Below are 21,208 nucleotides of genomic sequence, written 5' to 3' on the forward strand. Positions count from 1 at the left end.
CGGCTATTCCAGAATCTCGTTTATCGAACCTTGCAGTTTACGGGTCACCGGCCCCACGGACCAGTTCGCGGCTGCGTACCGGCGCACGGGCCAGATACCGTATTGGCTGTTGCAGAGGAAAACTTCGTCGGCACCGAGCAGTTCGTCCAGCGCCAGCGGCCGGATCTCGCTCGGGATGCCTGCCTGGGCGGCGAGGTCGAGCAACAGACCGCGCAATACCCCGGCCACGCCACAGCGATCGAGCGCGGGGGTCTGCAGCCGCCCCGCGCAGACCAGGAACAGGTTGCTGAACACCCCTTCGATCGGCCGGCCGTCCTGATCCAGCATCAGGCCTTCGGCATAGTCGGTGCTGGTCCATTCCCCGCGCGCCAGGACCTGCTCAAGTCGATTCAGGTGCTTGAGCCCGGCCAGCAACGGCTGGGTAGCCAGACGCGTCGTGCAGGGATAGAGGGCGATACCCTCGGTCGCGTGAGCCGGTGGATAGGCCGGCGTGGGCGATCCCAGCAGCAGGCGCCGCACCTCGGGTTCGGCCGGCGGGGCGTAACCGCGCAGGCCATCGCCGCGGGTGAGCAGCAGCTTGGCCACGCCCTCCCCCAGCAGCGCCGCATAGGCGCGAATCTCGGCGTCCAGCTGGGCGATGTCGCAGGGAATACGCAGCCGCTGGCAACCGGTGGCCAGCCGCTGCAGATGACGGTCGAGCAGACGCGGCTGGCCCCGGCGTACGGCGATGGTCTCGAACAGCCCATCGCCATAGGCCAGACCCCGATCGCGTTGCAGACCGGGGTCCAGCGGTTGGCCGTTGAGCCAGTCCTGGATCAAGCGTCGAAGCGCCGGAACACCAGACTGCCGTTGGTGCCACCGAAGCCGAACGAATTGGACAGGGCCACTTCGATGGGCCGCTGCCGTGCCTCGTGGGGCACGAAGTCCAGATCGCAGCCGTCGCTGGGATTGTCCAGATTGATGGTGGGCGGCGCCACCTGGTCGCGCAGGGCGAGCACCGTGAAGATGGCTTCCACCGCGCCTGCGGCGCCCAGCAGGTGACCGGTCATGGACTTGGTGGAGCTCACACTCAGACGCTTGGCCTGCTCGCCGAACACCTGCTTCAAGGCCGCCACTTCGGCCAGGTCGCCGGCTGGCGTGGAGGTGCCATGGGCGTTGACGTAGTCGACCGCTTCCGGCGCGATACCGGCATCCTTGAGCGTCGCTCTCATGCAGCGAGCAGCACCCGCGCCATCTTCCGGCGGGGCGGTCATGTGGAAGGCGTCCGCGCTCATGCCGAAGCCGATCAGCTCGGCATAGATGCGGGCGCCCCGCGCCTTGGCGTGCTCGTAGTCTTCCAGCACCAGGGCGCCGGCACCGTCGGACAGCACGAAGCCATCGCGATCGCGATCCCAGGGACGGCTGGCGCGGGTCGGATCGTCATTGCGGGTCGACAGGGCACGCGCCGCGCCGAAGCCACCCAGACCCAGACCCGAGGTCGCCATCTCCGAACCGCCGGCGACCATGACGTCGGCTTCGCCATAGGCGATGTTGCGCGCCGCCATGCCGATGCAGTGCGTTGCCGTGGTACAGGCAGTGGCGATGGCGTAATTGGGGCCCTGCAGACCCAAGTGGATCGACAGGAAGCCGGACACCATGTTGATGATGGAGCCCGGTACGAAAAAGGGGGAAATACGGCGGGGACCCTGGGCGAGCAGCGACTGGCAATTCGCCTCGATATTGGTCAGTCCACCGATGCCGGAACCCATGGCGACACCCATGCGCTCGCGATTGCCATCGTTGACCTCGAGACCGCTGTCACGCATGGCCTGGAAGCTGGCGGCGAGACCGTATTGGATGAACAGATCCAGCTTGCGGGCTTCCTTCGCGGACAGGTACTGCTCCACGTCGAATCCCTTGACCGATCCGCCGATCCGCGTGCTGAAGGCAGAGACGTCCATATGCTCGATCGGCGCGATACCGCTGCGACCGGCCAGGATGCCTTCCCAGCTGCTCGCCACATCGGCGCCAAGCGGCGATACCATGCCCATACCCGTGATCACGACACGTCTACGCGACACACCCAACTCCTCTTGTCCTTCCGGGGCGGCCACCCCTCTTAAAAACAGCCGATTGCATCGATCTTGACCCTGGACCTAAAGAAAAGCCGCACGCCCTACAGGACGTGCGGCTTCTTTTGTCCGAAACTGGCGACTACTTATTGCTGGTGAGCAACGATGTAGTCGATAGCTTCCTGGACGGTGGTGATCTTCTCAGCCTGCTCGTCCGGGATTTCGGTCTCGAATTCCTCTTCCAGAGCCATCACCAGTTCGACGGTGTCAAGGGAGTCGGCGCCCAGATCCTCGACGAAGGAAGCGCTGTTGGTAACTTCCTCTTCCTTCACGCCGAGCTGCTCAGCGACGATCTTCTTAACGCGTTCTTCGATGGTGCTCATACCGTGTTCTCACTCCTAAAGGAAAAATCCGCACAACGGATTGCGCGTAAGTGTATAGAAAGGGATTTCCGTATTTCAAGCTGACGCGACATCAAGACGTATGCGCGGCCATTGCTGGTCCGACAGTTTACCAGCTTAGCGCAATAGCCGCGCGGGGGGTAACGTCGGTCAGCTCATGTACATTCCGCCATTCACGGGGATCGTGGCGCCGGTCACATAGGCCGCGCCCTCGCCCGCCAGGAAGCCGACCACCTTGGCGATCTCGTCGGCCTGACCGAGGCGGCCGGCCGGGATCTGGGTCAGCAGCGCGGTGCGCTGGGCTTCGGGCAGCTCACGGGTCATGTCGGTATCGATGAACCCCGGGGCCACGGCATTGACGGTGATGTTGCGCGAACCCACCTCGCGGGCCAGCGCCCGGGTAAAGCCCTCGAGGCCGGCCTTGGCGGCGGCATAGTTAGCCTGACCGGCGTTGCCCATGGCGCCGACCACCGAGCCGATGCTGATGATACGACCCCAGCGACCCTTGGTCATGCCCTTGAGCACGGCCTTGGAGAGACGGAACAGGCTGTTGAGGTTGGTATCGATCACGTCGAACCACTCATCGTCCTTCATCCGCAGCATCAGGTTGTCGCGGGTGATACCGGCGTTGTTGACCAGGATCGACGGCGCGCCGAATTGCGTCTGGACCTGCTCGAGGGCAGCCGCGACGGAGGCGTTGTCGGACACGTTGAGCACCAGACCGGTACCTTCGATGCCATTGGCCTTGAGCGACTCGGCGATGCGCTGGGCACCCGCCTCGCTGGTCGCGGTGCCGATCACGGTGGCGCCGAGCCGACCCAGTTCCAGGGCGATGGCTTGACCGATACCACGCGTGGCGCCCGTGACCAGGGCGACCTTACCTTGCAGACTCATCTCGTTTTCCTCGATTCAAAAAGCCGCGCGCGCGGCGGCGAAGGCGTCGGGGGTGTCCAGGGCCAGTGTTTCCACGCCCTTGACGCATCTCTTGTTCAGACCGGCCAGTACCTTGCCGGGGCCGCACTCCATTAGGTGGGTGACGCCCTGGGCAGCCAGGTACTGCACGGACTCGACCCAGCGCACCGGACTGTACAGCTGGGCCAGCAGATCCTGCTGGAGGCTGGCCAGATCGGTGTTGACGCCGGCATTGACGTTCTGCACCACCGGAATTTCCGGCTGGCTCCAGGTGCAGCCACGCACGTCCTCGGCGAAGCGCTCGGCCGCCGGACGCATCAGGTCGCAGTGAGAGGGCACGCTGACCGGCAGCGCCACGGCGCGCTTGGCACCCAGGGCCTTGCAGGCCTCGATGGCGCGCTCCACCGCAGCGGCGGCACCGGCGATCACCACCTGGCCCGGAGCGTTGAAGTTGACCGCGCTCACCACTTCACCCTGGGCGGCTTCGGCACAGGCGGCCAGCACCTGGGCATCTTCCAGACCCAGGATGGCGGCCATACCGCCCTGCCCGGCGGGGACGGCTTCCTGCATCAGCTCACCGCGGCGCGCCACCAGGCGTACCGCCTCGGCGAACGGCAGGCTGCCCGCGGCGACCAGCGCCGAATATTCGCCCAGGCTGTGACCGGCGACATAGGCCGGCTTGGCGCCGCCTTCGGCCAGCCACAGACGCCACAATGCGATGGAGGCGGCCAGGATGGCGGGCTGGGTGCGGTCGGTCTGGTTGAGCGACTCCTGCGGGCCCTGCTGGGTCAGCGCCCAGAGGTCATAGCCGAGGACAGCGGACGCTTCGGCGAAGGTTTCGCCGATCAGCGCGTGGTGCGTGGCCAGCTCACCCAGCATGCCCAGGGCCTGGGAACCCTGACCGGGAAAGACGAAAGCGAGAGAGGCGGACATAGGCAGGTCTCTTGTAGGTCCATTGCCGGCGAAACCGCGGTTCCGCCACTGACAGACTGAGATGTCGGTGTCGACCGGTCGGTCACACCGCTTTCAGAACCGCCAAGTTTAACCGGATCCGCCCGGGGAGATCAGTCTCCACATCGCGCAGGGCACGCTCGATGGCCTGAACGAGACCAACTTCGCCTGCCGCGCCATGGCTTTTCACCACCACCGCATTCAGGCCGAGAAAGCTCGCGCCATTGCGCAACTCCGGATCCCAGTGGCGGAAACGCCGGGCCAGCCAGGGCTGCAGCAACTGACGCTCGAGCCAGGAAGCCGTGCCGCTGCGCTCGACCAGCAGGCGCAGCAGCGCCTCTCCGGACTTGAGCACGGCATTGCCGGTGAAGCCATCGCAGACCACCACATCCGCCACCGCCGCATAGAGATCGCTGCCCTCGACGAAGCCGATGAAGTCGAAGGCCTGACTCTCGGCGAGGCGCCGTGCGGCGTCCTGGATCACCGGCGTGCCCTTGCCCGGTTCGCGACCGACATTCAGCAGCGCGACCCTTGGCCGCGCCAGGCCCCGGGCCTGGGCCGCACCTGCCCCCAGATAGGCGAATTGCACCAGCTGTTCGGCGGTGGTGTCGAGATTGGCGCCAAGATCCAGCAGCAGCGTCTGATGCCCGCCCTGCCCGGGCAGTGCCGACATCATGGCCGGGCGATCGATGCCCGGCAGCGTCCCGAGCAGCAGGCGCGCAAGCGCCATCCAGGCCCCGGTATTGCCGGCGCTCAGGCAGCCCTGGGCGCGGCCTTGCTGCACCGCTTCGAGCGCAGCGTGCATGGACGTACGGGTGCGACTGCGCACCACACTGGCGGGTCGCTCATCGGGCCCGACGAGGCCATCGACGTATTCGAACTGCAGGCGAGCGGCAAGAGAGGCAGGCGGTGACCAGGCCGACAGGGCGTCGCGCTGACCACAGAGAAGGAGGTGTAAGGCGGGGAAACGCTCGAGAGCGTCGAATGAAGCAGGAACAATGCAGCGGGGACCGAAGTCCCCGCCCATTGCATCGATCGCGATGACGATTTCGATCGAGGATTACTCGTCGGAACCTTTGTCGATCACTTTGCGACCGCGGTAGAAACCGTCGGGCGACACGTGGTGGCGCAGGTGAACTTCACCGGTGCTCTTTTCCACGGATAGAGCGTTCGCTTCGAGGGCGTCGTGCGAACGACGCATGTCGCGAGCGGAACGGGATTTTTTGTTCTGCTGAACAGCCATGATTTAACTCCTAAACGTTTGGGTCACGCTTCAACTGCGCAAGTACACTGAACGGGTTGGGTCGCTTTTCCTCGTCCGCCGGCTCTTCGGGCGCCTCGAAACCTTCCGGATGCTGGCAAGCACCTTCTGGATGCACGGGAATGATCGGCAGCGCGAGCAGCAGCTCTTCTTCGATCAGACTATGCAGATCCAGGGGCTCTTCACCAACCTCCAGGGCATCGTAACCCTGTGGCAAGGCATCGGCCGACTTCCCTTCCCAGAGCACGGCGAAATCGAATTCGCTGCTAATGGGAAGCACTGCCGGCTCCAGACAACGCTGGCAAATCATCTCGACCTTGGTATCCAGGACACCATGGATGACGAATTGCTTTTGTTGATCACGCCCGAAGTCGAGGACGACGGCAACCGCGCCTTCGGACTTCACGAGCTGCTCGCCGACACGCCGCATGTTCGCGAGAGGCAGCTCACCCTTGAGGGTTACGCCGCGATCCGCCAATTTGCGAGGATCGACCTGAGGTGGAATTGGCCCATTCAACATAAGCGCGCCATTATAGGGACGGCCTTACGGCTGTCAAAGGAAATTAACCCCGAAGCGACTCCGACCGACCTTTGGTCGATCTCGCCCGAGAACAAACTGATGCCTCTCATTCTACTCGCTTCCAGCTCGCCTTACCGCCGCCAATTGCTGGAAAGGCTGCAGCTGCCCTTCGCCCACCAGTCGCCGGACATCGACGAGACGCCGCTACCCGGCGAGAGCCCGCGGGCGCTGGTAGAACGCCTGGCCCGCGCCAAGGCCGCCGCCCTGGCCGATCAGCGGGAGCCGACACTTATCATCGGCTCGGATCAGGCGACCGCCATCGACGGCGAGATTCTTGGCAAGCCCCTGACTCATGAACGGGCTCATCAGCAACTGGCCCGGGCCAGCGGTCGCGCCCTGGTGTTCCATACCGGCCTGGCCGTACTGGACAGTCGAACCGGCGAGTGCAGCAGCGAGGTGGTGGATTTCCAGGTGCGCTTTCGCCCGCTGGATGCTGCGACGATCGATCGCTATCTGCGGGCGGAGCAACCCTATGATTGCGCCGGCAGCTTCAAGGCCGAAGGCCTCGGCATCGCCCTGTTCGAAGCCATGCAGGGAGAGGATCCGACCAGTCTGATCGGCCTCCCGCTGATCCGCCTGGCCGCATTGCTGCGCCAGGCAGGAGTGCAGGTGCCCTAGGCCACCTGCAGCTGGCACCAATTAACGCAGCGCCGGACCCTGCCAGCCCATATAGAGCGCCAGACGCTCGGCAACGCTGGCACCCAGGCGCTTGGCGAAGCGATCAAAGGGCGAGTCCTCCTGGGTAAAGTCCACCAGGCGCTCCTCCTTGACCACATCCCGTGCCACGTAGCTGGCACTGCCGAGGCCATCGATCAACCCCAGGGAAAGCGCCTGCTCGCCGGACCACACCAGTCCGGAGAACAACTCGGGATGACCCTCGACCTTGAGTCGATCGCCGCGGCCTTTCTTGACGCTGTCGATGAACTGCTGATGGGTGGTATCCAGCACCTGCTGCCAGAAGCGGGTCTCTTCGGGCTTCTGCGGCTGGAAGGGATCCAGGAAGGCCTTGTGTTCGCCGGAGGTATAGACCCGCCGCTCCACGCCCAGCTTTTCCATGGTGCCGACGAAACCGAAGGAAGCCGCGGTGACGCCGATGGAGCCGACCAGGCTGGCCTTGTCGGCATAGATGGCATCGGCCGCACTGGCCACATAGTAGGCGCCCGAGGCACCCAGGTCGGTGATCACCGCGTACAGCTTGATGTCCGGGTGCAGACCGCGCAGACGCTTGATCTCGTCATAGATGTAGCCGGATTGCACCGGACTGCCGCCTGGGCTGTTTATACGCAGCACCACACCGCGGGTGTTGCTGTCGTCAAAGGCCTTGCGCAGCGCCGTCACGACATTGTCGGCACTGGCCTTCTCGTCGTCGGCGATCACGCCCTTGAGTTCGATGAGCGCGGTATGGGCGCCGGACTCGGTCACCCCGCCCTTCTTGCCCAGGGACAGCAGGGGCGTGAACAGCACCAGCATGACAATCAGATAGGCGAAGGTCAGCAACTTGAAAAAGATGCCCCAGCGCCGCGCTCGCCGTTGCTCGCGCACGCTGGCGAGCATGGTCTTCTCGATCAGGGCCCAGGTCTTGTCGTCCGCCGGACGCGTACGTCCGCTGTCTTCCTTCCACTCGTCAGCCATGCCCGCTATCACTCCTGCACACCACATTGTCACCCAGCCATAGCGCCAGGTCCGCGAAAGCTTCGATCACCAGGCGCGGTCCGAAATCCCTGAGGACCTCGGCCGGCTGGGCACCATAGGCGACCCCGACCGCCGCGACCCCGGCGCGCCGTGCCATTTCCAGGTCGAAGACCGCATCTCCTACCAGGAGGGCCCGCTCCGGCGCCACGCCACAGTGGGCAAGAATCTCCTGCACCATCTGCGGATCGGGCTTGCCGGCGGCCTCGTCGGCGCAGCGGGTGATGTCGAAGAAATCGCTCAGGCCATGCTGCTGCAGCGAACGCGCCAGCCCGCGCCGGCTCTTGCCCGTCGCTACGGCCAGCTGATAACCCTGGGCGCGAAAGCGCTGCAGCCCGCTCAGCACATCGGGAAACAGCGGCGAGGCCGCCTGCTCGCGACGGACGAATTCGGCGCTGTAGGCATCGCGAAAGCCCTCGATCTGCGCCGGGGTCACCAGCTGCGGATAGAGGGTCTGGATCGCCGCGACCAGCTCCAGGCCGATGATGCCCTTGATGGCCACGTCGCTGCGCGGCGGCAACCCCAACTGCTCGGCCGCCACGTGCATGACCTCGACGATCCGGCCGATGGAATCCGCCAGGGTGCCGTCCCAGTCGAAGATCAGCAGCTGGTAGTCAGGCATCCAGACGCTCCAGCGTCTGACTCCAGGTGCTGTCGACCGGCGCTTCCAGGCGCAGCTCACCGCCTTCGGGCAAGGGGATCACCAGACTCGCCGAGTGCAGGAACAGTCGCTTGCCGCCGAGTTCGCGGATCTCCTGGGAAAAGGCTTCGTCGCCGTACTTGGGATCGCCGGCGATGGCGTGCCCCGCATGGCGCGCATGGACTCGGATCTGATGGGTCCGCCCGGTCACCGGCCGCGCCTCGACCAGGGTGGCGAATTCGCCATAGCGCCGCAGCACCCGGAATTCGGTGAGCGCCTCCTTGCCCTCGTCGTTGACCTCGACCATGCGCTCGCCGGACCTGAGGGTGTTCTTCAGCAGCGGCGCGCTGATCTTCTTCTTGGCCGCCGGCCAATGGCCGCGCACCAGGGCGTGATAGCGCTTGTCCATACCGTCGCCGCGCAAGGCTTCGTGCAGGAAGCGCAGCATGCTGCGCTTCTTGGCGATCATCAGCAGGCCCGAGGTATCCCGATCGAGACGATGGACCAGCTCGATGTCGCGGGCGTCGGGACGCAGCTGGCGAAAGACCTCGATGACCCCGCCGGACAGGCCACTGCCGCCGTGCACGGCGATGCCGGCCGGCTTGTTGATGACGATGAGGGTCTTGTCCTCGTGGACGATGGAGTCTTCCAGGCGCTCAAGCAGTCCCTTGGCCAGGGGCGCTGGCTCGTCGGGTTCGGACAGGCGCAGTGGCGGTACGCGGATCTGGTCGCCGGCCTGCAGTCGGTAGTCGGGCTTGATGCGCCCCTTGTTCACCCGTACTTCGCCCTTGCGCAGGATGCGATAGATGAGGGTCTTGGGCGCGCCCTTGAGCTGGGTACGCAGGAAGTTGTCGATACGCTGGCCGGCATAGTCGGCGGGCACATCGAGCAGTTGAACGCCGGTGCTGGGAGAAGGAGGCTTAGTCATCGGCAGATGATAGCAATTTTCCCTTATTTGAAGCACTTAAAGCTTGCTGCTATAGTCCGGAGGCGGTTATCAGTCCTGTCTGGATGGCACCGCTCGCGAGGCCGTAGATTCCGCCCGCGAATAATAGGCTGCAAATGCAATAGTCACTGGACGTCTGGCCGTCCAGCAGACCGCCGACTCTGCCCAAGGGGGTGAGTGGCGAGCTGCGATCCGCCTGGTAACCAAGGCAGCGGCACCCAGGGTGTCAGCTGTAAAACGACAACCGCTCCGGACCTTGCGGGCGGCACCAGATTCCTGAAGATTGTGTGCAGGATGGAGATGCACAACCAGCGTATCGCGTAGCCTGACAGTACGCCTGCAGCCCGCTTCGCGCCCAGCTTCGGCCAAGGTGACGATCGCAGGTGGAAGCCTCAAGGCCAACGGCCGATGCTCCAACCGCGACACCTGACACGAATCCCGCGACGACCCGGCTGCCCGAGCCTTTCGGCTGTCACGCCCGCACCATGCCTGGTTGATTCCTCCTCTTGTGGAGCTGCAACGGCAGTCGCTCAAGCGCCTGCAGGAGACGTAGTCGCGGCACGCCCCCGGGCCTGCTGCTGGACACGAAGGCCGGCTTGGACCGGCTTCGATACGACCCCGTGCACCCTTCTCCTGAATCCTGTTGCCACCACGTGGGCCGAGAGCCTGGAACGTAGTGGTATTACATGAAAAGAATGCTCATCAACGCGACCCAGCCCGAGGAATTGCGGGTTGCCCTGGTCGACGGTCAACGTCTGTTCGATCTGGACATCGAGTCCGGAGCCCGCGAACAGAAAAAGGCCAACATCTACAAAGGCCGCATCACCCGCATCGAGCCCAGCCTGGAAGCCGCCTTCGTCGACTTCGGCGCCGACCGCCACGGCTTCCTCCCGCTGAAGGAAATCTCCCGGGAATACTTCAAGAAGAACCCGGAAGGCCGCGTCAACATCAAGGAAGTGCTCTCCGAAGGCCAGGAAGTAGTCGTCCAGGTCGAAAAGGAAGAGCGCGGCAACAAGGGCGCCGCCCTGACCACCTTCATCAGCCTCGCCGGTCGCTACCTGGTGCTGATGCCCAACAATCCCCGCGCGGGCGGCATCTCCCGTCGCATCGAGGGTGAAGAGCGCAACGAACTGCGCGAAGCCCTGAACGGCCTGAACGCCCCGGGCGACATGGGTCTGATCGTGCGCACCGCCGGTCTCGGTCGCAGCACCGAAGAACTGCAGTGGGACCTCGACTACCTGCTGCAACTCTGGTCCGCCATCAACGAAGCCTCGGGCGAGCGCAAGGGTCCCTTCCTGATCTATCAGGAAAGCAACGTCATCATTCGCGCCATCCGCGACTACCTGCGCCAGGACATCGGCGAGGTGCTGGTCGACAGCGTCGAAGCCCAGGAAGAAGCCCTGAGCTTCATCCGCCAGGTGATGCCGCAGTACGCCAGCAAGATCAAGCTGTACCAGGACAGCGTCCCGCTGTTCAATCGCTTCCAGATCGAAAGCCAGATCGAGACCGCCTTCCAGCGTGAAGTGAAGCTGCCCTCGGGCGGCTCCATCGTCATCGACCCCACCGAAGCCCTGGTGTCCATCGACATCAACTCGGCGCGCGCCACCAAGGGCGGCGACATCGAAGAAACCGCCCTGCAGACCAACCTGGAAGCGGCTGAGGAAATCGCCCGCCAGCTGCGCCTGCGCGACATCGGCGGCCTGATCGTCATCGACTTCATCGACATGACCCCGGTCAAGAACCAGCGCGCCGTGGAAGATCGTGTCCGCGAAGCCCTGGAAGCCGACCGCGCCCGCGTGCAGATCGGTCGCATCTCCCGCTTCGGCCTACTGGAAATGTCCCGCCAGCGCCTGCGCCCTTCCCTGCGCGAAACCAGCGGCATCGTCTGCCCCCGCTGCAACGGCCAGGGCATCATCCGCGACGTGGAATCCCTGTCGCTGGCCATCCTGCGCCTGATCGAGGAAGAAGCCCTCAAGGATCGCACCGCCGAGGTTCGTGCCCACGTACCCATCCAGGTCGCGTCCTTCCTGCTCAACGAGAAGCGCAACAGCATCACCAAGATCGAGCTGCGCACCCGCGTGCGCATCATCATCCTGCCGGACGATCACATCGAGACCCCGCACTTCGAAGTGCAGCGTCTGCGTGACGACAATCCCGAGCTGCTGAACAGCCAGTCCAGCTACGAGATGGCCAACACCGAAGCCGAAGAGGTGCAGCCGGTCAGCTCCACCCGCACCCTGGTGCGCCAGGAAGCGGCGGTGAAGGTTGCGCCCGAGCGCGCACCGGCCCCCACCCCGGTCACGGCCGAAGTCGTGGCGTCCGTCGCCCCTGCAGCCAAGGCCACCGCCGAGCCCAATCTGTTCAAGGGCCTGGTCAAGTCCCTGGTCAGCCTGTTCGCCGGCAAGACCGAAGAGCAGCCCATGGCCGACAAGGCCGTTGCCGCGCCGGTCGCCGCCAAGAGCAGCGACGAGCAGCGCAGCCAGGATGAGCGCCGCAACGGCCGTCAGCAGAATCGCCGCCGCGAAGGTCGTCGTGACGACGAGCGCAAGCCGCGCGAAGAGCGTCAGCCCCGCGCCGATCGTGGCGAGCGCAGCGAGCGCCCGGCCCGTGAAGAGCGCAAGCCGCGGGAAGAGCGTCAGCCCCGCGAGGAGCGTCAGGCCCGTGAAGACCGCCCGGCTCGCGAAGAGCGTCAGCCCCGCGAAGAGCGCGCCACTCGCGAAGAGCGTCAACCGCGTGAAGAACGCCAGCCGCGCGAAGACCGCCCGGCTCGCGAAGAGCGTCAGCCCCGTGAGGAGCGCGCCTCTCGCGAAGAGCGTCAGCCGCGTGAAGAGCGTCAACCCCGTGAAGAGCGCCAGCCGCGCGAAGAGCGCGTGAGTGCCGAAGAGCGTCCGGCTCGCGAAGAGCGCCAGCCGCGTGAGGAGCGTCAGCCTCGCGAGGAACGCAAGCCACGTGAAGAGCGTCAGCCCCGCGAGGAGCGCAAGGCTCGCGAAGAGCGTCAGGAAGCGGCCAGTGCCGAAGAGCTGAACGAAGAAGAAGTCCTGGAAGGCAATGACGAGCTGGAAGAAGGCGAAGAGCGTCCGCGTCGCCGTTCCCGCGGTCAGCGTCGCCGCAGCAACCGTCGTGAGCGTCAGCGCGATGCCAATGGCAACTTCATCGAAGACGAAGAGCCGGGTACCGATGCCCCTGTAGCGCCCGCCGCCATAGCTCTGGGCACCGCTGTCGTGGTGAGCGAGAGCGTGACTGCCGTCGCCACCCAGGAAGCGGCTCGTGAGGCTCATCAGCAGGAGCCAGTGGCTGCTGCCGACACCCCTGTCGCTGAAGTCACCCGGGAAACCGCGGTGGAGCAGCCTGCCGCCGAAGCGCCGGCCCAGCCGGAGATCCTCACGCCCGACGTGAGCCAGCTGCAGGACGAGCGTGCGCCGCACCAGGAAGTGGAAATTGCCGCACCTGCCGCCGAGCAGATCGCCCCGGTCGCGACCCCTGCCACCATTCCTACCGCACCGGTCGAAGCTGAAACCGCAGAGTCGGCCGCAGGCCGCGCCTCCAACGACCCGCGCGAGCGTCGTCGCCGTGAGCGCATGGCTCGTGAAGCTGAAGCCGCTCGCGCCAGCCAGCCCGAGCAGCAGGCCGAGGCACCCGCGCTGGGCGCCATAGCCGAAACCGAGGAAACCTTCGCTACCGCAGCGGTAGGCACCGTGGAGCCGCAGCAGGCGCCCGAGGTCCAGCCCGCCCAGGCGACCGAGGAGCTGCCCGCAGCCGAGGCCGAGTCGGCACCGATCGTGATGGAAGAGCCCGTCGAGGTCGTACCCAGCCCTGCCCAGGAAGAAGCGGCCAGTGTCGCCCTGACCGGTCAGGACAGTGTCACTGACGAAGCGCCCAAGGCCGATGCCGTGAAAGAGGACGAGGCCACTCAGGCCGAACTCGATCGCAAGCTCAAGGACTCCCGGGAAAATCATCCCGGCTGATCTCAGCCACCCATGAAAAGGGGCGCCTAGGCGCCTCTTTTTTTATGCCTGGAATCCGTACAGGCGCTGGTACGCGCTCGACGCCACCCTGGACATGCCATAGCAGCCTCGCGAAGGCGAGCACTGAGCCAGCAGCAGGGGAAGATGACCTTCGTGCCAAACCCCACGGTGGGGCTGCCTCAACCCGCCTACGGTGCCCTGCATACTGTGTAAGTTGGCACTGAGCGCGGCGAAGCCCAACGCTGGCGCGATAGCAGGACTGTTGGGCTTCGGCGATGGAGCCGCCTCAACCCAACCTACGGTGCCCCGGCATAGCCGGCAGGTTGGCGCTGAGTGCGGCGAAGCCCATCGCTGGGAGGAATGGCCGGACTGCTGGGCTTCGGCGGTGGAGCCGACTCAGCCCAACCTACCATGCCTCAGCATACCGGGTAGGCTGGCATTGAGCGCAGCGAAGCCCAACGCCGGGCGAAATAGCCTGTCTGCCGGAGGCTCCAGCGCCCATGCGGGAAAAATCCTGGGCATAAAAAAACCCAGCCATTGGCTGGGTTTTTCGAGCGTATCCCGAAGGATTAACGCTTGGAGTATTGCGGACGCTTACGCGCTTTGCGCAGACCGACTTTCTTACGCTCGACTTCACGGGCGTCACGAGTGACGTAACCGGCTTTGCGCAGGGAGCTGCGGTAGCCTTCGTCGTACTCGATCAGAGCGCGGGTAATGCCGTGACGGATAGCACCGGCCTGACCGCTCACACCACCGCCAGCGACGGTAACGTAGATGTCGAACTTCTCCAGGGTCTCGGTCAGCTCTAGGGGCTGACGCACGACCATGCGCGCGGTTTCGCGGCCGAAGAAGGTGTCCAGAGCGCGATCGTTGATGGAGATCTTGCCAGTGCCCGGACGGAGGAAGACACGAGCGGTGGCAGTCTTACGACGGCCGGTACCGTAATTTTGAGTTGCCGACATGTTGTACTATCCCGATTAAAACTTGAGTTCTTGGGGCTGCTGAGCGGTGTGCGGATGGTTCGCACCCTTGTACACCTTGAGCTTGCGATACATGTCGCGGCCCAGCGGGTTCTTCGGCAGCATACCCTTGACGGCGGTCTCGATGACGCGCTCGGGAGCACGGGCGATCAGCTTTTCGAAGTTGATCGACTTGATGCCACCCGGGAAACCGGAGTGATGGTAGTACATCTTGTCGGTAGTCTTGGCACCGGTCACACGAACCTGCTCGGCGTTGATGACGACGATGTAGTCGCCGGTGTCAACGTGAGGGGTGTATTCGGGCTTGTGCTTGCCACGCAGGCGAGTGGCAATTTCAGTAGCCAGACGACCCAGAGTCTGGCCAGCAGCGTCGACGACGTACCAGTCGCGCTTAACGGTTTCCGGTTTTGCGGTGAAAGTTTTCATTCTCTATGGCCTCAGAGGCCGCCCTGGTAAAAAGACGGCAAATTCTACACAACAGTGCAACCCCAGACAAGTCGGGGGCAGCCGGAAACAGACGCTCTTCGGGGGCTCGGGTCGGCGTCCGCTACGGCGATCTCGGCAGGCTTAGGCATCCCCCGCCAAGAAAGCTGCGGCATGATACCCGCTCAGGGTAAAAAAGCAAGCAGAGAATCAGAAGGAAAATAGCGCCTGGGTAGCCGCCGAACCCTGACGGCGTGAGGCCAGGTGGTCTGCCAGTCGCGTAGGTTCCGGCAGGCGGTGACGCCTTACGCAGGCCATGACCAGCGCGGGTGCAGTGGCCAGACCGACCCGGTGCCCGGGCGACACGACCAGCGGCCTGACCCGATCCTTGCTGCGCAGCACCGTACCTATCACCCCACCCTCGCGATCCAGCAAGTCGACCTGGCTGCCGCGTGTCTCGGCGAGTTCGCCGTGGTGGCCGGTAAGGATTTTCTTGGCCACACCGATCGTCGGCAGACCGGTGACCACACCCAGATGAGCGGCGATGCCCAGCCGGCGAGGATGGGCGATGCCGTGGCCATCGCAGAACACCAGATCGGGAGTCTCCGGCAATTCCGCCAGCGCCTGGAGCAGTGCAGGGAGTTCCCGAAAGGACAGCAGTCCCGGGACATAGGGCATCACCGTGGGGATGCGCGCGACGGCATGGGCCAGTGGCTGGAGAGTCTCGGCATCGAGCAGGACGGCCACCGCACGGGTGATCTCGCCGCCCTCTTCGAAACCTACATCGACACCGGCGTAACGCCGCGGCGAGCCGAAGTCGTCGTGCAGCAGGACCTGCCTGGCGAGTTGCCTTTGCAGGATGCGCGCCTGAGTGGGCGAGCCATCCCAATCGGCGAAGGGATCGGAATTCACGCGTACCTCCCGAAAACCTGGGTCAAGGGGTTGATCCCTCAACCCAGGCAGGGTTCACGGCTTGTGCGGACGCGCCAGGTATTCGTGGGACTGCATTTCCAGCAGGCGACTGAGGGTGCGCTGGAATTCGAACTCCAGGCGGCCACCGGAATAGAGGTCCTTGAGCTCGACCTCGGCGGACAGGATCAGCTTGACCTGGCGATCGTAGAATTCATCGACCAGGTTGATGAAGCGTCGTGCCATGTCGTCCTTGAGCGCATCCATCTGCTCGACATTGCTGACCAGTACCGTCTGGAAGATCTTGCCCAGCTCGATGTAGTCGTTCTGGCTGCGCGGACCGTCGCAAAGGGCGCGGAAATCGAACCAGGCGACATCTTCACAGGTGCGGCGGGCGCGGATCTCGCGATTCTCGATCATCAGCGGCACGTCTTCGCAGAGGTCGTTGCACTCGACGGTGAGCGAACGGAAGCTCTTGGCCATCGCCGCCTCGACGGCTTCGCTCAGCGGATAGTGAAACAGCTGGGCCTGCTCCAGGGCGCGCAGGCGATAGTCCACGCCGCTGTCGACGTTGACGATCTCGGTATGCTCCTTGAGCAGCGCGATGGCCGGCAGGAAGCGCGCGCGCTGCAGGCCGTCCTTGTAGAGGCCGTCGGGTACGATGTTCGAGGTGGCGACCAGACTTACGCCGTTCTTGAACAGCTCTTCGAGCAGGGTCGCCAGGATCATGGCGTCGGTGATGTCGGAAACGAAGAATTCGTCGAAGCAGATCACCCGCGCCTCGTCGGCGAAGCGCCGGGCGATGATGGTCAGGGGATTCTTCTCGCCCTTGAGGGTGCGCAGCTCTTCATGCACGCGCTTCATGAAGCGGTGGAAGTGGGTGCGCATCTTCTGCTTGAACGGCAGGGCGTCATAGAAGGTATCGACCAGGTAGGTCTTGCCACGCCCTACCCCACCCCAGAAATACAGCCCCTTGACCGGCGTGACCGTCTTGCGCCCGAGCAGCTTGCCGAACAGGCCACCCTTGGACGCGGGCTCGACGAGCAATTCGTCATAGAGGCGCTGCAGATGGCGGACGGCCTCTTCCTGGGCAGCATCGTAGAAAAACTCCGGGCGCTTGAGGTCGGCCTGGTAACGCTCGAGGGGGGTCATGGCGGCTTCTGGTCGGGTGGGAAAAAAGGGTGGTCACTGTAATGGCGGTCCCTGGCGTTGACAACGCCGGGGACCACGGGTGCCCTTTAGGACTCGGCCAGTTGTGCGAGCGCGGCCCTAGTGCGCTCGATCAGGGCATCGCGCGCGGCGGGGGAATCGCTGGCGACGCCCTCAGCCATCACCTGATCGTCCAGCAGCAGCTGGAAGCCGTTGCCCTCGCCTGCCACGACACTGGCCGGCGTCGCGACCAGCTGCTTGCTGGTGATGCCGGCGGTCTTGGCTTCGGCGAAGGGGATCGACAGCGCCAGTTCAGTGCCGTCGGCGTCGAGCAGGCGGAACCGGAAGCTATCGCCTTCACGGAAGCTGACGAAGCGAGCGGTCTTGCTGGCCTTCTTCTTGGTGCTGCCGGCAGCGACCTGGGTCTTGAGCGAGCGCAGGCCCACGGCTTCGCGCAGTTCGCCGAGGAAGGGCGTGGCATCGCGGCGGGCCTTGGCGGCGCCGGCCAGCAGGATGTCTTCCAGATCGTCGGGACGGGCGATCAGCGCCGCATAGCGCTCGCGGGCTTCGCCCAGCTCGGCATCCAGTACCTCGAACAGCTGACCCTTGGCTTCGCCCCAGGCCAGGCCATCCTGCAGGGCCGCGCGGAAGGCCGCGCTCTGCTCGGGGGTAGCGAAGGCCTGGTAGAGGGCGAAGAGATGGGCGCTGTCAGGATCCTTGGGCTCGCCGGGCAGGCGCGAGTCGGTGACGATCCGGGCGATGGCGTCCTTGAGCTGCTTGGCGCTGCCGAACAGCGGGATGGTGTTGTCGTAGCTCTTCGACATCTTGCGGCCATCGAGACCGGGCAAGGTGGAGACGCTTTCCTCGATGACCGCCTCGGGCAGGGCGAAATAGTCGCGCCCGTTGCCGAACAGGTGATTGAAGCGCTGACCGATGTCGCGGGCCATCTCCACGTGCTGGATCTGGTCACGCCCGACCGGCACGCGCAGGGCATTGAACATGAGGATGTCCGCGGCCATCAGCACCGGGTAGCTGTAGAGGCCCATGGTCACGCCCGCGTCGGGGTCTTCGCCCTGTTCCAGGTTGCGGTCGACCGCGGCCTTGTAGGCATGGGCGCGATTGAGCAGGCCCTTGCCCGCGACGCAGGTGAGCAGCCAGGTCAGTTCGGGGATCTCGGGGATGTCGGACTGGCGATAGAAGGTCACCCGCTCCGGATCCAGGCCGCTGGCCAGCCAGGTGGCGGCGATCTCCAGGCGCGAACGCTGGATGCGCGCGGGGTCGTCGCACTTGATCAGGGCATGGTAGTCGGCGAGGAAATAGAAGGAGTCGGCATCGGCGGCCAGACTGGCGCGGATGGCGGGACGGATGGCCCCGGCGTAGTTGCCCAGGTGCGGGGTGCCGGTGGTGGTGATGCCAGTGAGAATGCGAGTGGTCATGGAGGCGCTGGGAATCCGAGAGACTAACGAGGGTCAGGCCTGCAGGCGCGGCAGGACCAGATCTTTGAGTTCGACGAGTTTGCCATGGAAGAAATGACTGCACTCGGCGACGCGAAGCAATTCGTGCGGCTGTTCGAGCGCGGCGGACCAGACGTAGACCCGCTCGGGGGTCACCACCTCGTCGGCTTCGGGCTGGATCACCGTGAGGCGCGCCCGCTGTGGCAGGCGACCGTCGACCGCGAAACGCTCCACCGGCGGCGCCAGCATGAACAGCCGTTCCACCGCCACGCCTTCGCCTTCCAGGCGGCCGCCCAGGCAGGCGGCGACACAGGAACCGAAGGAGAAACCGCAGAGGGTCAGCGGCAGGTCGGGGTGGCGGTCGCGCAACCAGGCCACAGCGGCCGCGGCATCGTCGATCTCGCCTTCACCGCCGGCATGCACGCCGGTGCTGGCGCCGACGCCACGAAAGTTGAATCTGAGGGTCGCCTGGCCGGCGTCCCGGGCGATGCGCTGCAGGGTGGCGACCACCTTGTTCTGCATGGCGCCGCCATGGAGCGGATGGGGATGACAGAGCAGGACCGCGCCGGTGGCGGCATCCGGGCTCTGGTACAGCGCTTCCAGAGTGCCGGCGGGGCCCTCCAGCAGCAGGGTTTGTTCACGGGCTGACACGCTTGACTCCGTGATCCCGGACGAACAGTGCTCATCCAAGGAGTTGATTTTGATAGGGTCGATCCTGCGCGATGCCTGACTGCGGGGTATGATGACGCCCAGCGAATGGCAGATGACGCAACCCAGTGTACAGGCTCGCCGGTCTGCCGTTACCGTAAAGCAAAGCCGCTCATAGAGGAAGTTTCGTGGAACAGTCGCTCACTACCTGGTTGTTGCCCCTGATCGCGCTGCTGATCGGGGTCGGGATAGGTTTTCTGCTGGCGCGCCTGGTGCCGGGTGCCGCGCCGAGCCGCGTGCAGCGCCAGCTGGATGACCTGCAGAAGAAGTTCGACGACTACCAGCACGAGGTCACCAGCCACTTCAGCACCACCGCCGGCCTGGTGCGCAAGCTCACCCAGACCTACCAGGACATGCAGTCGCACCTGTCCGAAGGCGCCGAGCGTCTGGCCCAGGACGAGCTGACCCGTCAGCACCTGCTGGCCTCGCTGCACAGCGCCGAGCAGCGTTACCCCTCCAGTCGCGAGCGCATCGACGGTCCGACCGAAGCGCCGCGGGACTATGCGCCCAAGGGTGACGGCACCCCGGGCACCCTCGACGAAACCTACGGCGTGAAAAGCCGCGGTTGATCGCCAAGGCCGGGGACTCCCCGGCCTTCTGCTTTCCGGCGCCTGCCCTCGTCACTCGGGGCGCGACGCCCGGCCCTTTTCCGGCCCGTCATGGCATAATCTGCGGTTGCAGTCTTTCGCAGGAGAACGCCATGCCCGCAGCGGCCAGTGGCCTGAGCCTCTACGGCATCAAGGCCTGTGACACCATGAAGAAGGCCCGCCAATGGCTCGATGAGCATGGCCAGGCCTATCACTTCCATGACTACAAACAGAGCGGCATCGACCGCGAACGGCTGGCGGCCTGGTGCGCGGAACATGGCTGGGACAAGGTGCTCAATCGCGCCGGCACCACCTTCCGCAAGCTCGACGACGCCCAGAAGGCCGACCTCGATACCGCCAGGGCCATCGACCTGATGCTGGCGCAGCCTTCGATGATCAAGCGACCCGTGCTCGATCTCGGCGACCGTACCCTGCTGGGCTTCAAGCCCGAGCTCTATGCCGCGGCCCTGAACTGACTCCGCGGCCACCGCCCCCACTACCGCACATCTCGCACCGACCGGATCGGTGCCTTTGCAAAGGAACAGTCACATGTCGAATGCCCTCTTCAGTATCGCCTTCGGTGTCGGCACCCAGAATCGCCAGGACGCCTGGCTGGAAGTCTTCTATGCACAGCCTCTGCTGAATCCCCCGGCAGCGCTGGTCGAGGCGGTCGCGCCACTGCTGGAGTACCAGGGTGGCAACCAGGCCATCGCCTTCGCTCCGGCCCAGGCCCGCGGTCTGGCCGAAGCCCTCAAGGGCATCGATGCCGTGCAGTCGGCGCTGCTGACCCGCCTGGCGGAAAGCAACAAGCCGCTGGTGGCCACCCTGCTGGCCGAAGACGCCGCACCCGCTTCTACCCCCGAGGCCTACCTGAAGCTGCATCTGCTGTCCCATCGCCTGGTCAAGCCCCATGGGCTGAACCTGACCGGCATCTTCGCCCTGCTGCCCAACGTGGCCTGGACCAACCAGGGCGCCGTGGACCTGGCCGAGCTGCCGGCCGAGCAGCTGGAAGCCCGTCTGCGCGGCAAGCTGCTGGAAGTCTTCTCGGTGGATAAATTCCCCAAGATGACCGACTACGTGGTGCCGGCCGGCGTGCGTATCGCCGATACCGCCCGCGTGCGCCTGGGTGCCTATGTGGGTGAAGGCACCACGGTGATGCACGAAGGCTTCGTCAACTTCAACGCCGGTACCGCCGGCCCGGGCATGATCGAAGGCCGCGTCTCCGCGGGCGTCTTCGTCGGCAAGGGCTCGGACCTGGGCGGCGGCTGCTCGACCATGGGCACCCTGTCGGGCGGTGGCAACATCATCATCAGCGTCGGCGAAGGCTGCCTGATCGGGGCCAACGCCGGCATTGGCATCCCGCTGGGCGATCGCTGCACCGTGGAATCCGGCCTCTATGTGACCGCGGGTACCAAGGTCGCCGTACTGGATGACCAGAACCAGCTGGTACGGGTGGTCAAGGCGCGCGAACTGGCCGGTCAGAGCGACCTGCTGCTGCGCCGCAATTCGGAAACCGGCGCGGTCGAGTGCAAGACCAACAAGACCGCCATCGAACTCAACGAAGCGCTGCACGCGCACAACTGAGTCCACAACCGGGCAGCC

Annotated in this window: 22 protein-coding genes; 5 read left to right on the top strand and 17 right to left on the bottom strand. The window is 65.0% G+C overall.

Annotated elements, in window-relative coordinates:
- Positions 1-3: 3 nt before the first annotated feature.
- From pabC to QE444_RS19620, 8 genes are all read right to left on the bottom strand, one after another.
- On the bottom strand, positions 4-816 hold the full coding sequence (pabC, locus tag QE444_RS19585; RefSeq protein WP_273861496.1) for an aminodeoxychorismate lyase: 813 nt from the start codon (positions 814-816) through the stop codon (positions 4-6).
- Positions 816-2,060 (bottom strand): beta-ketoacyl-ACP synthase II, encoded by a 1,245-nt coding sequence (gene fabF, locus QE444_RS19590; protein ID WP_183628885.1) that lies wholly within the window; start codon positions 2,058-2,060, stop codon positions 816-818. Before fabF ends, pabC begins: the two co-directional genes overlap by 1 nt.
- Before the next feature lie 137 nt (positions 2,061-2,197).
- Positions 2,198-2,434 carry an acyl carrier protein gene (gene acpP / locus QE444_RS19595; protein ID WP_007160597.1) on the bottom strand — a complete coding sequence of 79 codons (237 nt, stop codon included), beginning with the start codon at positions 2,432-2,434 and terminating at the stop codon, positions 2,198-2,200.
- Positions 2,435-2,602: 168 nt separating this feature from the next.
- Positions 2,603-3,346 (bottom strand): 3-oxoacyl-ACP reductase FabG, encoded by a 744-nt coding sequence (gene fabG, locus QE444_RS19600; RefSeq protein WP_133862682.1) that lies wholly within the window; start codon positions 3,344-3,346, stop codon positions 2,603-2,605.
- A 15-nt stretch (positions 3,347-3,361) separates the two neighbouring features.
- Positions 3,362-4,297, bottom strand: coding sequence for an ACP S-malonyltransferase (gene fabD, locus QE444_RS19605; RefSeq protein WP_187980024.1), 936 nt, complete (start codon positions 4,295-4,297; stop codon positions 3,362-3,364).
- 82 nt (positions 4,298-4,379) lie between these two features.
- Entirely contained in the window at positions 4,380-5,369 is a 990-nt protein-coding gene (gene plsX / locus QE444_RS19610) for a phosphate acyltransferase PlsX (RefSeq protein WP_405046484.1), read from the bottom strand.
- A gap of 6 nt (positions 5,370-5,375) precedes the next feature.
- Entirely contained in the window at positions 5,376-5,558 is a 183-nt protein-coding gene (rpmF, locus tag QE444_RS19615; protein ID WP_007160601.1) for a 50S ribosomal protein L32, read from the bottom strand.
- A 10-nt stretch (positions 5,559-5,568) separates the two neighbouring features.
- On the bottom strand, positions 5,569-6,096 hold the full coding sequence (locus QE444_RS19620) for a YceD family protein (protein WP_133862679.1): 528 nt from the start codon (positions 6,094-6,096) through the stop codon (positions 5,569-5,571).
- A gap of 99 nt (positions 6,097-6,195) precedes the next feature.
- On the opposite strand from QE444_RS19620, the gene QE444_RS19625 reads away from it, so the two are divergent.
- Complete coding sequence (locus tag QE444_RS19625; protein WP_280306008.1) at positions 6,196-6,774, top strand: nucleoside triphosphate pyrophosphatase; 579 nt, start codon at positions 6,196-6,198, stop codon at positions 6,772-6,774.
- 21 nt (positions 6,775-6,795) lie between these two features.
- Here the strand turns inward: QE444_RS19625 and sppA are convergent, their stop codons facing one another.
- Genes sppA through rluC form a run of 3 tightly spaced genes read right to left on the bottom strand, consistent with a single transcriptional unit; the run spans position 6,796 to position 9,413 of the window.
- Entirely contained in the window at positions 6,796-7,788 is a 993-nt protein-coding gene (sppA, locus tag QE444_RS19630) for a signal peptide peptidase SppA (protein WP_133862677.1), read from the bottom strand.
- Positions 7,781-8,467: an HAD-IA family hydrolase gene (locus tag QE444_RS19635; RefSeq protein WP_133862676.1), complete on the bottom strand. Its 687-nt coding sequence runs from the start codon at positions 8,465-8,467 to the stop codon at positions 7,781-7,783. The genes sppA and QE444_RS19635 overlap by 8 nt, the downstream gene beginning before the upstream one ends.
- Positions 8,460-9,413, bottom strand: coding sequence for a 23S rRNA pseudouridine(955/2504/2580) synthase RluC (gene rluC, locus QE444_RS19640; protein ID WP_309741128.1), 954 nt, complete (start codon positions 9,411-9,413; stop codon positions 8,460-8,462). Before rluC ends, QE444_RS19635 begins: the two co-directional genes overlap by 8 nt.
- A gap of 704 nt (positions 9,414-10,117) precedes the next feature.
- Here rluC and rne point away from each other — a divergent pair.
- A complete protein-coding gene (rne, locus tag QE444_RS19645) occupies positions 10,118-13,396 on the top strand; it encodes a ribonuclease E (RefSeq protein WP_309741129.1) in 3,279 nt (1,092 codons plus the stop codon).
- Between the two features lie 569 nt (positions 13,397-13,965).
- Here the strand turns inward: rne and rpsI are convergent.
- The 6 genes from rpsI to QE444_RS19675 all read right to left on the bottom strand — a co-directional run bounded on the left by rpsI (position 13,966) and on the right by QE444_RS19675 (position 18,962).
- Positions 13,966-14,358 carry a 30S ribosomal protein S9 gene (rpsI, locus tag QE444_RS19650; RefSeq protein WP_017640910.1) on the bottom strand — a complete coding sequence of 131 codons (393 nt, stop codon included), beginning with the start codon at positions 14,356-14,358 and terminating at the stop codon, positions 13,966-13,968.
- Positions 14,359-14,373: 15 nt separating this feature from the next.
- Positions 14,374-14,802, bottom strand: coding sequence for a 50S ribosomal protein L13 (rplM, locus tag QE444_RS19655; protein ID WP_007160609.1), 429 nt, complete (start codon positions 14,800-14,802; stop codon positions 14,374-14,376).
- A 207-nt stretch (positions 14,803-15,009) separates the two neighbouring features.
- Positions 15,010-15,711: a deoxyribonuclease V gene (nfi, locus tag QE444_RS19660; protein WP_187980029.1), complete on the bottom strand. Its 702-nt coding sequence runs from the start codon at positions 15,709-15,711 to the stop codon at positions 15,010-15,012.
- A gap of 54 nt (positions 15,712-15,765) precedes the next feature.
- Positions 15,766-16,860: a cell division protein ZapE gene (gene zapE / locus QE444_RS19665; RefSeq protein WP_133862673.1), complete on the bottom strand. Its 1,095-nt coding sequence runs from the start codon at positions 16,858-16,860 to the stop codon at positions 15,766-15,768.
- 86 nt (positions 16,861-16,946) lie between these two features.
- On the bottom strand, positions 16,947-18,293 hold the full coding sequence (locus QE444_RS19670) for a tryptophan--tRNA ligase (RefSeq protein WP_187980031.1): 1,347 nt from the start codon (positions 18,291-18,293) through the stop codon (positions 16,947-16,949).
- 33 nt (positions 18,294-18,326) lie between these two features.
- Complete coding sequence (locus QE444_RS19675) at positions 18,327-18,962, bottom strand: alpha/beta fold hydrolase (RefSeq protein ID WP_309741138.1); 636 nt, start codon at positions 18,960-18,962, stop codon at positions 18,327-18,329.
- Between the two features lie 185 nt (positions 18,963-19,147).
- Between QE444_RS19675 and QE444_RS19680 the strand changes: the two genes are divergently transcribed.
- From QE444_RS19680 to dapD, 3 genes are all read left to right on the top strand, one after another.
- Complete coding sequence (locus tag QE444_RS19680) at positions 19,148-19,588, top strand: YhcB family protein (RefSeq protein ID WP_064307427.1); 441 nt, start codon at positions 19,148-19,150, stop codon at positions 19,586-19,588.
- A 131-nt stretch (positions 19,589-19,719) separates the two neighbouring features.
- Complete coding sequence (locus QE444_RS19685; protein ID WP_133862670.1) at positions 19,720-20,082, top strand: ArsC family reductase; 363 nt, start codon at positions 19,720-19,722, stop codon at positions 20,080-20,082.
- A 73-nt stretch (positions 20,083-20,155) separates the two neighbouring features.
- Positions 20,156-21,190, top strand: coding sequence for a 2,3,4,5-tetrahydropyridine-2,6-dicarboxylate N-succinyltransferase (gene dapD, locus QE444_RS19690; protein WP_158892591.1), 1,035 nt, complete (start codon positions 20,156-20,158; stop codon positions 21,188-21,190).
- Positions 21,191-21,208: the final 18 nt, after the last annotated feature.

It is taken from the genome of Pseudomonas sp. SORGH_AS_0199 (assembly GCF_031453735.1).
Classification (GTDB): domain Bacteria; phylum Pseudomonadota; class Gammaproteobacteria; order Pseudomonadales; family Pseudomonadaceae; genus Chryseomonas; species Chryseomonas aestiva.

Excerpts from the sequence above, each read along its gene's own strand:
- acpP (WP_007160597.1), bottom strand. The coding sequence starts at position 2,434 with ATGAGCACCATCGAAGAACGCGTTAAGAAGATCGTCGCTGAGCAGCTC.
- fabG (WP_133862682.1), bottom strand. The coding sequence starts at position 3,346 with ATGAGTCTGCAAGGTAAGGTCGCCCTGGTCACGGGCGCCACGCGTGGT.
- fabD (WP_187980024.1), bottom strand. The coding sequence starts at position 4,297 with ATGTCCGCCTCTCTCGCTTTCGTCTTTCCCGGTCAGGGTTCCCAGGCC.
- rpmF (WP_007160601.1), bottom strand. The coding sequence starts at position 5,558 with ATGGCTGTTCAGCAGAACAAAAAATCCCGTTCCGCTCGCGACATGCGT.
- QE444_RS19620 (WP_133862679.1), bottom strand. The coding sequence starts at position 6,096 with ATGTTGAATGGGCCAATTCCACCTCAGGTCGATCCTCGCAAATTGGCG.
- QE444_RS19625 (WP_280306008.1), top strand. The coding sequence starts at position 6,196 with ATGCCTCTCATTCTACTCGCTTCCAGCTCGCCTTACCGCCGCCAATTG.
- sppA (WP_133862677.1), bottom strand. The coding sequence starts at position 7,788 with ATGGCTGACGAGTGGAAGGAAGACAGCGGACGTACGCGTCCGGCGGAC.
- QE444_RS19635 (WP_133862676.1), bottom strand. The coding sequence starts at position 8,467 with ATGCCTGACTACCAGCTGCTGATCTTCGACTGGGACGGCACCCTGGCG.
- rluC (WP_309741128.1), bottom strand. The coding sequence starts at position 9,413 with ATGACTAAGCCTCCTTCTCCCAGCACCGGCGTTCAACTGCTCGATGTG.
- rne (WP_309741129.1), top strand. The coding sequence starts at position 10,118 with ATGAAAAGAATGCTCATCAACGCGACCCAGCCCGAGGAATTGCGGGTT.
- rpsI (WP_017640910.1), bottom strand. The coding sequence starts at position 14,358 with ATGTCGGCAACTCAAAATTACGGTACCGGCCGTCGTAAGACTGCCACC.
- rplM (WP_007160609.1), bottom strand. The coding sequence starts at position 14,802 with ATGAAAACTTTCACCGCAAAACCGGAAACCGTTAAGCGCGACTGGTAC.
- zapE (WP_133862673.1), bottom strand. The coding sequence starts at position 16,860 with ATGACCCCCCTCGAGCGTTACCAGGCCGACCTCAAGCGCCCGGAGTTT.
- QE444_RS19670 (WP_187980031.1), bottom strand. The coding sequence starts at position 18,293 with ATGACCACTCGCATTCTCACTGGCATCACCACCACCGGCACCCCGCAC.
- QE444_RS19685 (WP_133862670.1), top strand. The coding sequence starts at position 19,720 with ATGCCCGCAGCGGCCAGTGGCCTGAGCCTCTACGGCATCAAGGCCTGT.
- dapD (WP_158892591.1), top strand. The coding sequence starts at position 20,156 with ATGTCGAATGCCCTCTTCAGTATCGCCTTCGGTGTCGGCACCCAGAAT.